The following is a 13,113-nucleotide window of genomic DNA, read 5'->3' as shown; positions in this document are numbered from 1 at the left end:
TGCACCGGATCATGCAAGCGGTGCGCGTCAGCCAAAGCCGACAGTCTGCGCGCTGCAGGCCGTGCCGGCTCACTCACGCCAGGGCGCGCGGTAGTCCAGCATCTGCGCCAGCGGCACGGGCCGCTCGAACAGATAGCCCTGCGCATGCTCGCAGCCGAGCTCGTGCAGCAGCTGCGCCTGGGCCTGTTCTTCCACGCCTTCGGCGACCACCTTGACGCCGAAACCCTGGGCGATGCGCAGCACGGCGGTCACGATGGCCCTGTCGGACTCGGAGGTCGGCAACTGGTCCACAAAGCTCTGGTCGATCTTGATGCAGTCAAAGCGCAGGCGGCTGAGATAGGCCAGGGACGAGTAGCCGGTGCCGAAGTCGTCAATGGCGATCTTCACGCCCAGTGCGCGGATGGCGGCAATGCGCTGCAGCGTGGCGTCGCTGTCGTCCAGCAGCATGGATTCCGTCAGCTCCAGGGTCAGCAACCGGGCCGGCAGGCCGCTGGTGGCCAGTGCCTGCTCCAGCGTGCAGGCGAAGTCGGACTGGATGAGCTCGCGTGCCGACATGTTGACGTGCAGCTCGAATTCGGCGGGCAGCCGGGGCAGGTGGGAGGCGATGTCGTGCGCCGCCGTGCGCAGCACCCATTCGCCCACGCTCAGGATCAGGTCCGACTCCTCGGCCACCGGAATGAAGATGCCGGGCGGCACCATGCCGCGCGTCGGGCTGTGCCAGCGCACCAGGGCCTCGGCGCCGACCATGCTGCCCGTGGCCAGGTCCACCACGGGCTGGTAGAACACGCGCAGTTCGTTGCGCTCCAGCGCCTGGCGAAGCTCCATGGCCAGCTGCGTGCGGCCCAGCATCTTTTGCGCCAGGCTGGGCTCGAACAGCAGGAAGGGGTGCGAGCCGCGCTGCGCCTCACCCAGCGCAATGCTGGCGTTGCGCAGCCACTCGGGCAGCGCGCCTGGCTGCAAATGGCCGCTGACCGCGCCCGCGCAGGCGCGCAGCACGATGTCGTCCTTGCCCACGGAAAATGGCTGGTCGAAGATTTCCAGCAGATGGCGGCATTTGTCCTGCATCTGCTGCTGCGTGCAGTCATGCAGCCACAGCATGGCGAACTCGTTGCTGGCCGTGCGCGCCAGCAGCGCAGGAAACTGCAGATGGTGGTTGCGCAGCCGCTCGGCAACGGCCCGCAGCAGCTGCTCGCCCGTGCCGTGGCCCACATCGTCTCGGACACTGCGGAAATTCTGCAGCTCCAGCAGGCACAGCGCGGCAGGGCAGGGCGTGTTGGCGGTGGACGCCGCATCGGCCTGTTCGATCAGGCCGGCCCGCGTGAGCAACTGCGTCAGGCTGTCGTACTGCAGCAGGGTGCGCATGTGCTCGAAGGACTCCTGCAGCCGCCGCGCCATGTTGTGGAACGCCGAGACCAGGGACGAGGTTTCAACCACGGACGTGTCCGGCAGCGCCTTCACCGCGCTCCAATCGCCCTGGGCCAGGCGGTTGGCCGCGTCGGCCGTCACTGCCAGGGGGCGCAGCGCCCTGCTCAGGCACCACAGGCCCAGCGCCAGCCCGAGCAAGGCCAGGCCGAAAGCCAGAAAAAGGGTCTGGCGGCTGTCCTCCCGCATGCTGCTGACCAGATCGGATTCGGGCTGCAGCACCAGAATCCGCCAGTCGATGCCGCGTGCATCGTGGAAGGCGGTGACCTGGCCGTGGTAGATCTGCCCCTGTTCCTTGAAGCTCAGGTTGATGGCGTTCTCTGGGGCCGCTGGCGCCGATGGATCCGCGCTCAGATGCGGAGGCAGCAGGGCGGCCAGGCTGCGCAGCGCAAGATCGGGGCTTTCGGACAGCCGCAATCGCACGGGCGGGTCATAGGGGCCTTCGCGCCGTTTCAGCACCGACAGCTCGGACGAGTGCGCCACCATGTAGCCCTGTGCGTCGACCACGGCGATATGGCCGTTGCCACGCAAGGGCTCGTCGCGCAGAAAGCGGTTCATGCTGCTCAGCCGCACATCGGCGGCCACCACGCCGGCCAGCTGGCCGGACACCCGCACGGAAGTGGATGCGGAAATCGTGGTATCGCCGCGGTCGCCAGTCACCGTGTAGATGGGCGACCAGTGCGGGCCGTCTTTGTGGATGGCAGGCTGGTACCAGGGGCGCACGCGGGGGTCGTAGCCGGCAAGGCTGGACATGGGCGGGCCGGGCTCCAGCCCCTCGAAGATCTGCAGGGCGCCCTGGGTGCTGCGGTCCTGGAGAATCAGGCGGTAGCGGCCATCGGGCTCCAGCCGCACCCCCGTGTATTCGCCTTGTACGCCGCCAAAGCTCAACAGGCTGATCTGGTGGTGCTGGGCATACAGCTCGGTGAATGAGCGTGTCAGATAGCCATAGATGGGGCGCAGGTCGCCGGGGGTGTAGAGCGCCTGCCGGGCCACGGTTTCGGCCAGGGCCTGCTGCACGCGCAGCGGGGTCTCCAGGTAATCGGCCAATTGGTGGCGCGTGGTGGTGGACAAGGAGTCGAGCAGCCGCAGGCTTTCGCGGTTGATGAGCTGGTCCACCTGGCGCTGCTGCCAAGCCGCCAATAGCCCGGCCGTGACCACGAACACCGCAATGAAGGGGGCTGTGACTGCCGTGCGAAGTGAGAGCCTGAAGGCGGGCATGCAGAGGTTTCCGTAGCGTGCGCCGGGCAGCCAAGGGCCGGATCTGCCTGCGGCAGCGGCCATTGTGCAGTGCCTTCGCAGCCCCGCACCGCCGCCGCCGCAGTCCGCGCCTGGGCGCTCCCGTGGTTGATAGGAAAATTTGTTGATAAATGGTTTTCGGTAGAAAAAATGAATTCTTGATGGTTATTTGCCAGAACGCAAAGGCTGGGTCGCGGCCTGCGCAAAGCCGGTCATTGCGACACTCGGCTTACATATCCATTTACAAATTGATCATCATTACATGTGGACATCACATGTAATGGCCGCTATGGTGTCCGCATGGAACAAAAGACATCAGCCCACTACCAGCGCCTGCACCGGCAGCGGCTGCGCGAACAGGGGCTGGTGAAAAAGGAGGTCTGGATTCTTCCAGAGTACGGCGCGGCATTGCAGCAATTGGAAAAGCAAATGCGCATGCCGGGATTGCAACCGGAATCAATGGTTCTCATCCACAAGGAGGGCGGCATGGACAACAGCAGACAGGCATATCGGGATATTCACGCCTTGGCGGGCGATCTGCAGCAATCGGCACTGGTGCAGGGCGGCCGGCTCCATATCGAGGTGCTGGAAGGCGCAGACGCCAGTGTGCTGGTCAGCCTGCCCGAATTCGGCGATCTGCCGGTGCATGTGGCGCTCTCGGGCGACCAATTGGTGGTGGAGGCCTTTCTGTGGCCCGCCGACCAGGTGCATGACCGAGCCGGTCTCAACGAGCAGATGCTGCGCCTGCAAAAACTGTTTCCCTTCACCACGATGGCGCTGGAACCCCAGGCCCATGGCGGCGAGGGCTATGTGATGTTCGCCGCCCTGCACTCCAGCAGCAGCGTGGGGGACATCATTGCCGAGATCCTGACCCTGGCCGACAGCGTCATCCAGGCCACCGAGGCACTGGCCCACTACCTGACGCCGGTGCCCGCACCCACATCCGCATCCGCATCCGCACCGGTGCAGGCCTGAAGCCCCGCCCGTTGAAGACACTGAGCCCCTAGGAGATCATCATGACCATCTGGAACAAGCTGGTGACAGCGTTGCGCGGCGCCGCCCACGAGGCCGGCGAGACGGTGACCGACAGCCAGGCCCTGCGCATCCTGGACCAGGAAATCCGCGATGCCGACAGCGACCTGAACAAGTCCAAGGAAGCGCTGGCCGAGATCATGGCCAAGCAAAAGCTGGCGGCCGGCAAGCTCAAGCAGACCCAGGAACGCATTGCCGAGTACGAGGGCTATGCCGTCAAGGCGCTGGACACCAGCGACGAGGCGCTGGCGCTGGAAGTGGCCGGCAAGGTCTCCGTGCTGGAGACCCAGCGCGACGAGGAGCAATCCCAGCTGGACGCCTACACGCAAAGCGTGGAGCAGCTGCGCGTGGCCATACAGACGGCGCAAACGCATATCAAGCGCCTCAAGCAGCAGGCCGACACGGTCAAGGCCACGGAAAGCGTGCAGCGCGCCCAGGCCACGGTGGCCGGCCGCTACGCAGGCTCGCAGACGCGCGTGCAAAGCGCGCTGGATTCTCTGGAGCGCATCAAGCAAAAGCAGGCCGAGCGCGGTGCGCGCATGGAAAGCGCGGCCGAGCTGGCGCGCGACAGCAACGAAGACGCGCTGGATGCCAAGCTGCGCGCTGCCGGCATCACGCCCCAGGCGGGCAATGCGCAATCGGTGCTGGAACGCCTGAAGGCGCAGCGCGCCTCAACTGGCGGAAAAAACGCTTGATGCGCGGCCGTTGTCCGGGCAGGCCCTGCCAGGCCTGCCGCCTCGGCTGCCGGATTTGAGGGGGAGGGGAGAAACATGTCTGCGTTCCTGCAATACGCGTTCGGCTTTCCGACTTTCATCTTTGGCGCCTTGCTGCTGTTCATGCTGCTGTACTGGCTGATCGCCATGCTGGGCCTGCTGGAGGTGGACTCGCTGGACCACTGGGTGCTGTTCGACGGCAGCGACCATGCGCACGGCGTGGAGCATTCGGTCAGCGCGCTGGCCGGGCTGCTGCTCAAGGTGGGCCTGGGCGGCATTCCGCTCACGGTCATCCTCACCGCGCTGTTCCTGATGTCCTGGCTGGCCTCGTATGTGCTGTGCCATTTCGTGCCCATGCCCCAGGGCTGGACCCTGGTGAACCTGCTGACCGGCTCCCTGGTGGCTGCGGCAGCCATGGTGCTGGGCTTTGCCGCCACGGTGCTGCTGCTGCGCCCGCTGCGCGGCATCGTCAACAAGGTGGCGCCTGCAGAGGAGCCCAAGGTGCTGCTGGGCCGAACCGGCCTGGTACGCAGCGCCGTGGTGGACGGCACGCAGGGCTACGGCAGCGTGGAGGACGGCGGCGCGGGCCTGAACGTGCAGATGCGCTCGCCCGAGCGCGCACTGGGCCGGGGCACCGAGATCGTGCTCATCGAGCACCTGCCCGAGCACAACGCCTGGCGCGTGGTCAGCAAGGCCGAGTTCGACGGCACCGAGCTGCCGCGCTAGTTCCGGGATTCCCACAAGGCCCGAGCGTCCGTTCGGCGGGCGCGGCCTTTCCGTTTTTTCAGCGTTTTCACAGATAGCAATTCACAGGGGAGATTCGCATGAACATGAGCAATATGGAGTGGTACATCGTCGCCGGGGTGGTGATCGGCTCCGTCTTCGTCGTCATCCTCGGGCTGTTCGCCCTGGTCAAGGCCTTCTACATCAAGGTCCCGCAGGGCACGGCGCTGATCATCAACGACACCACCTCGCAGCCCAAGGTCAAGTTCACGGGCGGCCTGGTGCTGCCGGTGATCCACAAGAAGGAATTCATGCAGATCTCGCTGCTGACGCTGGAGATCGACCGGCGCGGCAAGGAGGGCCTGATCTGCCGCGACAACATGCGCGCCGACATCACCGTGGCCTTCTACCTGCGCGTCAATGAAACGGCCGAGGATGTGCTCAAGGTGGCCAAGGCCATCGGCGTGGACCGGGCCTCGGACAAGACGGCCGTCAACGAGCTGTTCAACGCCAAGTTCTCCGAGGCGCTCAAGACCGTGGGCAAGCAGATCGAGTTCGTCAAGCTGTTCGAGAACCGCCAGGATTTCCGCGACCAGATCATCCATGTCATCGGCAACGACCTCAACGGCTATGTGCTGGAGGACGTGGCCATCGACTACCTGGAGCAGACGCCCAAGTCCTCGCTGGACCCCAACAACATCCTGGATGCCGAGGGCATCCGCAAGATCACCGAGCTGACGGCCAACCAGAACATCGTCACCAACGAGCTCGAGCGCAACTCGGACCTGGCCATCACCAAGAAGAACGTGGAGACCAAGGAAGCCATGCTGGCGCTGGAGCGCCAGCAGGCCGATGCCGAGGCGCGCCAAAAGCGCGAGATCGCCACCATCCAGGCGCGCGAGCAGGCCGAAACCCAGAAGGTGCAGGAAGAAGAGCGCCTGAAGGCCGAGCAGGCGCGCATCCAGACCCAGGAGCAGCTGGACATCCGCGAGGAAAACCGCCAGCGCGAAGTGGCCGTGGCCCAGCAAAACCGTGAGCGTGCCGTGGTGATCGAGGTCGAGAAGGTCACGCGCGCCAAGGAGCTGGAGATCGTGGCCCGCCAGCGCGAGGTGGAGCTGCAGCGCATCGAGAAGGAAAAGGCCATCGAGGTCGAGAAGGCCAACATCGCCAACGTGGTGCGCGAGCGCGTGGTGGTGGAAAAGTCCGTGGCCCAGGAAGAGGAACGCATCAAGGAAGTGCGCGTGGTCTCCGAGGCCGAGCGCATGAAGCAGGTCACCGTGCTGACCGCCCAGGCCCAGGCCGAGGAAGACATGGTGCGCCAGGTCAAGAAGGCCGAGGCCGAAGAGGCTTCCTCGCGCCACAAGGCCGTGGAAGTCACGACCATGGCCCAGGCCGAGCTGGAAGCGGCCAGCAAGACCGCCGAAGCCAAGAAGAAGCTGGCCGAGGCCATCGAGGTCGAGCGCGCCGCGCCCGGCCTGGCCGATGCCAAGGTGCGCGAAGTCACCGCCGCCGCCCTGGAAAAGGAAGGCCTGGCCCAGGCCCGCGTGATTGCCGAGAAGCTGATGGCCGAAGCCAAGGGCCATCAGGAAAAGGGCCTGGCCGAGGCGCGCGTCATCGAGGCCACGGCCGACGCCAACGAAAAGCAGGGCCTGGCCGATGCCAAGGTGCTGGAAGAGCGCCTGCTGGCCCAGGCGCGCGGCGAGGCCCAGGTGGGCGCCACCAAGGCCACGGTCACCCGCGACGTGGGCATGTCCGAGGCCGATGTGCTGCGCGACAAGCTCTTCGCCGAGGCCAAGGGCCTGACCGAGAAGTTCACCGCGCTGGCCTCGCTGTCCGACCAGGCGCGCTCGCATGAGGAGTTCCGCATGCAGCTGGAGAAGAACTTCGAGCAGGCGCTGGCCGCCATCGAGGCCAACAAAAGCGTGGCCAAGGACCAGTCCGAGGTGCTGTCGGCCGCACTCAGCAAGGCCAACATCGACATCGTGGGTGGCGAGGGCGCCTTCTTCGACAACTTCGCCAAGGCGCTGTCCGTGGGCAAGGCCGTGGAAGGCGTGGCGGGCAAGAGCCCCATCGTGCAGGACCTGATCAGCAAGTTCCTCAGCGGCAAGGGCGGCGCATCGCTGCTCAACGCGCTGGGCGACGGCAAGGGCCTGCCGCCCACGCAAAGGGTCGACTGAACGGCCGACCGCCCGGCCGCTCCCTCCACCGGCTGCTGCCCAGCCTCCCGCATCCGCCTTCCTCCGCCCGCCCGCCTGCCTGCCAGTCAGTCAGTCAGCTGGCCGGGGAGGGCGTGAATGGTCCCTGACACGCGAAAGCCCGTGACGCCCATGTCCCAACCGTCCCCATCGTCCACACCGTCCCTCTCCCCCGACACGGCCGCCTCCGCCGTGGACCAGGCAGTTGCCAGCGGCGGCTCCTACGAAGTGCTGGCCAAGCGCCTGGACGGCCAGGGGCAGGCGCTGGAGGCGCTGGTGCGCCAGCTCAACGAGGAGCGGCTGGAAGAATTCGGCCGCAGCCAGATGGAAGTCATCGGGCGCATGCGCGTGCGCACCGAGAACAACTGCCTGGGCCGCGACATCGCCCAGGTCGGCGGCTACCTGCTGTTCGGCTACAACGTCTTCATGGGCCTGAAGCAGTCCACGCGCGTGGAAGACGTGTTCGGCCTGTACCGCTTGCACGAGGGAGAGCAGGGCTACGAGGTCACTCCCGTGGACCTCAAGGACAGCTTCCTGGGCATACAGAGCTTCGTGCAGGACTTCCAGGAGCTGTATGCCTACTACAAGAACACCCGGCTGATGCAGCTGGCCGTGCGCGACGGCAAGCTGCTGGCGAGCTTCCAGATCGGCGAGCGCCTGTCCGATGTGCGCGTGTTCCGCTGGTCCGTGCCCGTCGACGGCCAGCCCATACGCTACATAGACAACCGGGGCGAGCGCGACATCGAACTGCCTGCGCCCCATGACTTCGAGTGGCAGCGCGCCGGGCGCGAGCAACTGGTGCAGGGGCGCCATCCGCACATCAACGTGCTGGACAAGGTCTTTGTGGAGACACTGGGCGGCACCCTGACCATCAAGGTCGAGAACAACACCAACGACGGGCTGGGCATCTACAGCGAGCCCGTGCAGGAACTGAACCAGTCGCTGGACGACGCCGTGTTCGAGTACGCGGCCGTGGGCAGCCTGATCCTGCTGAAGATCCTGCCCTACCGCGAAGAGCAGTGGCGCTACCTGATCTTCAACACCGTCTCCCGCCAGGTGCTGCGCATGGACGCCATCGGCGCGGCCTGCATCCAGCTGCCCCAGGACCACGGCATCATCTTCCCCGGCGGCTACTACCTGCAAAGCGGCGAGAACCGCTCGTTCGAGCAGAACATGCAGGGCATGCGCTACCGGCGCAGCATCCGCTCGCCCAACGGCGAGGACGTGCTCTACGTGTTCTACGAGCCAGAGAGCGGGCGCATGGCGCTGTTCAAGTACAACCTGATCGAGCGCGCCCTGCAGCCGCCCATCATCGGCCACGGCTATGCGCGCATGGACGACGGGCGCATCGTCATCTTCGCGGCCGAAAGCAACGAGGCCTCGCGCGTGCACCCCATGCAGGTCTGGCGTACGCCCTTCGCCTCGGACGACTACGCGGCGCGCCAGCCGCAGCGCGACAGCTTCCTGGGCCGCATCGGCAATGCCGAGCTGGTCAGCGGTATCTCGGATCTGTACAGCGTGCGCAAGGAAATCGCGGCCACCGAAGTCTCGCTGCCGCGCTACGAGCGCCTGATCGACGCCGCACGCCGCCTGTTCGAGCGCTACCACTGGCTGGGCGCGCCGCAGCTCCAGGGCGTGCACGAATCGCTGCTGGGCATCGTCGCCACGGGCGATGCGGTCATCGACGAGTACGAAAAGGTCGAGAGCATCCGCAATGCCTCGGCCAAGGCCATGGGCGAGGTTTCCGGCCGCCACGGCCAGTTGCTCAAGCAGTTGCGCCTGGCGGACTGGAAAGGCATTGGCGAGTACGTGGACGCGCTCACCCAGCTGGGCCAGTTGCGCGGCCAGCTCATGGCCACGCGCGACCTGCGCTATGTGGACCAGGCCGCCATCGACGCCATGGTGCAGGGCGTCAACGAGGCCCAGGCCGAAGTCTCCCAGCGCACGGCCGCCTTCATTGCCACCGACGAGGCCATGCAGCCCTATGCCGACCAGCTGCAGGCACTGGACCAGGCCGCGCAGTCGGCAGCCACGGTGGCGCAGATCAACGAGCCGCTGGCGCGCATGGCCGACATGGCGGCCGCGCTGGACATGCTGTCCGAACTCATGGGCAGCCTGTCCATCGACGACGCCACGCAGCGCACCCAGGTGGTGGATCGCATCTCGGCCGTCTATGCGCGCCTGAACCAGGTGCGTGCGCGCGCCGAGCAGCGCAGGTCGGGCCTGGGCGGCGCCGAGAACGTGGCCCAGTTCGCAGCCCAGCTGGCGCTGTTCTCGCAAAGCATCGTCAGCGCCCTGGGCCTGGCGCAGACGCCCGAGAAATGCGACGAGCAGCTGGCGCGCCTGCTGGTGCAGCTGGAGGAAATCGAAAGCCGCTTCGGCGAGCACGAGCAGTTTCTTGGCGACATCATGGCCAAGCGCGAGGAGGTGCTGGAAAGCTTCGAGGCGCGCCGCCAGTCGCTGCAGGACGAGCGCCAGCGCAAGGCGCAGGGCGTGCTGGACGCGGCGCTGCGCATCGTGCAAAGCCTGCCCAAGCGCACCGAAAAACTCGCCAGCGCCGACGCGCTGCATGCTTTTTTTGCAGGCGATCCGCTGATCGGCAAGCTCAAGGAGCTGGCCCAGCGCCTGCGCGAGCAACTGCATGACCCGGTCAAGGCCGACGACATCGACGGCCGCGTCAAGAACCTGCGCGACCAGGCGTTTCGCGCGCTGCAGGACCGCACGGAGCTGTACGAAGGCGACGGCGCCATCATCCGCCTGGGCCGCCACCGCTTCAGCGTGGGCAACCAGGAGCTGGACCTGACCCTGCTGCCACGCAACGGCGAACTGTTCCTGCACCTGGTCGGCACCGAGTATTTCGAGCCCATGGACAACCCGGAGCTGGCCGCCCTGCAGGCCTACTGGGATGCCTCCACGCCGGCCGAATCGCCGCAGTTCTACCGCGGCGAATACCTGGCCCTGGAAGTGGTGCTGGCCGCGCGCCAGCGCCGTGACGGCTGGAGCGAGGCCCGGCTGGCCCAGTTGCTGCCCGACGAGGCGGCGCTGACCCAGGCCATCCGCGAATTCTCCGCGCCGCGCTACCGCGAAGGCTATGAGCGCGGCATCCACGACCATGATGCGGCCCGCATCCTGCAGGTGCTGCTGCCCCTGCGCGATGCCGCCGGCGTGCTGCGCTTTGCGCCCGACGCCCGTGCGCTGGCCCTGCTGTTCTGGAGCGCACAGGCCCAGGTGCAGCAGCCGCAGCTGGCTGCCGCCATGGCGCAGTGGCCGCTGCGCGCCCAGCAGGCCCAGGCCATGCAGCAGATGTTCGGCAGCGAGGCCGAACAGCTGAGCCTGCGCACCGACATCTCCGAGCGCCTGCGCGCCTATGCCGAAGAACGGGGCCTGCTGCGCGACCTGCTGCCAGGACAGGCGGCGCCCGCAGACAGCGATATCGACAGCCTGATCCACGGCGCCGCCGACTACCTGCAGGCCGAGCTGGCGCAAAAGGCCGTGCGCTTTTCCTTCTCCAGCTACAGCCAGTCGGCCATTGCCGCGCTGCAGGCCGCCGTGCAGCAGCAGGCCCAGCCGCTGCAGCGCTGGGAAGAAATGCAGGCCTACTGGCAGGGCGAGGACCGGCGCGACAAGGCCGTGGCGCCGCTGGACCAGCGCTGGCGCAGCGCGCTGCACTGGCTGCAGACCGCCTGCCACGCGCTGGACGACGGGCAAGGGCAGGCCTGGCTGGCCTATTGCGGCGAGGCCGCGGCATGGCTGTGCTGTGCCGGCCAGTTGCCCTGCAAGGTCAGCAGCGTGGACCTGCGCCACGAAGTGCCGGGCCTGCTGGGCCAGCATCCGCGCATTGCGGACGGCCGCATGTGGCTGCAGATCGACGACCTGGGCCAGCGCGCCGCGCGCCATTTCCGCAGCTTTGTTCCCGAGTTCGGCCGCTACCAGGCGCTGCGCCAGCAGCTGCTACAGGACTGGCGCTCGCGCGTGCGGGTGGAGGAATTCAAGGCCCGGCCGCTGTCGTCCTTTGTGCGCAACCGGCTCATCAACGAGATCTACCTGCCCGTGATCGGGGACAACCTGGCCAAGCAGATCGGCGTGGCCGGCGAGAACAAGCGCACCGACCAGATGGGCCTGCTGATGATGATCTCGCCGCCCGGCTACGGCAAGACCACGCTGATGGAGTACGTGGCCAACCGGCTGGGCCTGATCTTCATGAAGATCAACGGCCCGGCGCTGGGCCACTCCGTGCGCTCGCTGGACCCGGCCCAGGCGCCGGACGCCACGGCGGCCAAGGAGCTGGAAAAGCTCAACCTGGCGCTGGAGATGGCCAACAACGTGATGCTGTACATCGACGACATACAGCACACGCACCCCGAGTTCCTGCAGAAATTCATCTCGCTGTCGGACGGCACGCGCCGCATCGAGGGTGTGTGGAAGGGCCAGACCCGCACCCACGACATGCGCGGCAAGCGCTTTTGCGTGGTCATGTCGGGCAACCCCTATACCGAGTCGGGCGAGGTCTTCAAGATCCCCGACATGCTCGCCAACCGGGCCGATATCTACAACCTGGGCGACGTGCTGGGCGGCATGCAGGAGGTGTTCAAGCTCAGCTACATCGAAAACAGCATGACCTCCAACGCCGTGCTCGCGCCCATGGCCACGCGCAGCCTGCAGGACCTGTACCTGCTGCTGGACAAGGCGCAGGGCCGGGATGTCTCGGGCAATGCGCTGTCGCACGACTATTCATCGGCCGAGCTGCGCGAGATCGAGGCCGTGCTGGCCCGCATGGTGCAGGTGCGCGAGCTGGTGTTCAAGGTCAACCAGCAGTACATCCAGAGCGCCGCGCAGGACGACGGCTACCGCACCGAACCCGCCTTCAGGCTGCAGGGCAGCTACCGCAACATGAACAAGCTGGCCGAAAAAATCACCCCGGTGATGAACGACCAGGAAATGCAGCAGATGCTGGCCGACCACTACCAGGGCGAAGCGCAGATGCTGACCACGGGCGCCGAGGAGAATCTGCTCAAGCTCGCCGAGCTGCGCGGGCAGATGAGCGATGAGGACAGCGCCCGCTGGCAGCAGATACGCCAGCAGTTCCTGCGCCGCCAGGCCGCAGGCGGCGCCAATGCCGACGCCGCCACGCGCGTGACGGCACAACTGGTCGACCTGGTCGCCGCCACGCGCGAGGTGGCCCAGTCCCGCCAGCAGGCGATGCAGGAAGACGCCGCCGCCGACCAGATCCACGCATCGACGGCGGCCGCGCAGGCCGCCGCCAGGGACGCGGACCAATCCCGGACGCTGCAGGCGCTTCAGGCTCTGCTGGCGCGGCTGCTGCAGGCGCAAAGCGCGGCAGGCGACTCGCTGCACGGCATACGCGAGCTGATGGCGCAAAAGTTGGCCAGCGAGCCTGCTGGCCCCCATGCCGGCGCCCCGTCGGATACGCAGGAGGCCCAGAACAGGCAGGCCCTTGCCCACATGCTGGGCCAACTGCTGACCCGCTCGCTGACCGAGTCCCTGGAGCCCGTGGTCACGCACCTGGATCAGGCTCGCCGCCAGCAACTGGGCCTGCACCGCGTACTGATGCAGGTGGCCACGCGCATGCAAGAGCAGATCGACGCCCAGCGCGCGGGCCGTCCCGTTCCGGCTGCGGGCGCCATACGCTCCGAGGAAATCGACAAGGCCTTCGAGCGCATGCAGCGCGGCGACGTGCCGCCTGCGGCCTAGGCGCTGCGCCCGGGGGAGGGCGCATCGGGAAAGGCTGGGGGCGCCTTGTCGGCCCTGCCTTTGCATGTGCCGGCGGCCAT

6 protein-coding genes are annotated in these 13,113 nt (G+C 66.9%); 5 read left to right on the top strand and 1 reads right to left on the bottom strand.

The window, feature by feature from the left end:
- Positions 1 to 69 precede the first annotated feature (69 nt).
- A complete protein-coding gene (locus A9976_RS05450; protein WP_183018142.1) occupies positions 70 to 2,703 on the bottom strand; it encodes a GGDEF and EAL domain-containing protein in 2,634 nt (877 codons plus the stop codon).
- A gap of 441 nt (positions 2,704 to 3,144) precedes the next feature.
- Between A9976_RS05450 and A9976_RS05445 the strand changes: the two genes are divergently transcribed.
- The 5 genes from A9976_RS05445 (at position 3,145) to A9976_RS05425 (ending at position 13,033) form a co-directional block, all read left to right on the top strand.
- Positions 3,145 to 3,633 carry a YjfI family protein gene (locus A9976_RS05445; protein ID WP_232245805.1) on the top strand — a complete coding sequence of 163 codons (489 nt, stop codon included), beginning with the start codon at positions 3,145 to 3,147 and terminating at the stop codon, positions 3,631 to 3,633.
- A 41-nt stretch (positions 3,634 to 3,674) separates the two neighbouring features.
- Positions 3,675 to 4,385, top strand: a complete 711-nt coding sequence (locus tag A9976_RS05440) for a PspA/IM30 family protein (protein WP_183018140.1) — start codon at positions 3,675 to 3,677, stop codon at positions 4,383 to 4,385.
- 75 nt (positions 4,386 to 4,460) lie between these two features.
- Positions 4,461 to 5,129 (top strand): hypothetical protein, encoded by a 669-nt coding sequence (locus A9976_RS05435; RefSeq protein ID WP_013802385.1) that lies wholly within the window; start codon positions 4,461 to 4,463, stop codon positions 5,127 to 5,129.
- Positions 5,130 to 5,227: 98 nt separating this feature from the next.
- A complete protein-coding gene (locus A9976_RS05430; protein WP_012205645.1) occupies positions 5,228 to 7,303 on the top strand; it encodes a hypothetical protein in 2,076 nt (691 codons plus the stop codon).
- A 150-nt stretch (positions 7,304 to 7,453) separates the two neighbouring features.
- On the top strand, positions 7,454 to 13,033 hold the full coding sequence (locus A9976_RS05425) for a DNA repair ATPase (protein ID WP_259649112.1): 5,580 nt from the start codon (positions 7,454 to 7,456) through the stop codon (positions 13,031 to 13,033).
- The last annotated feature ends 80 nt before the right edge of the window (positions 13,034 to 13,113 follow it).

The sequence above is a fragment of the Delftia sp. UME58 genome, from assembly GCF_014170385.1.
Classification (GTDB): domain Bacteria; phylum Pseudomonadota; class Gammaproteobacteria; order Burkholderiales; family Burkholderiaceae_C; genus Comamonas; species Comamonas acidovorans.
Note: the sequence above shows the minus strand (reverse complement) of the source record. Positions and strands in the feature narration are given on the sequence as shown.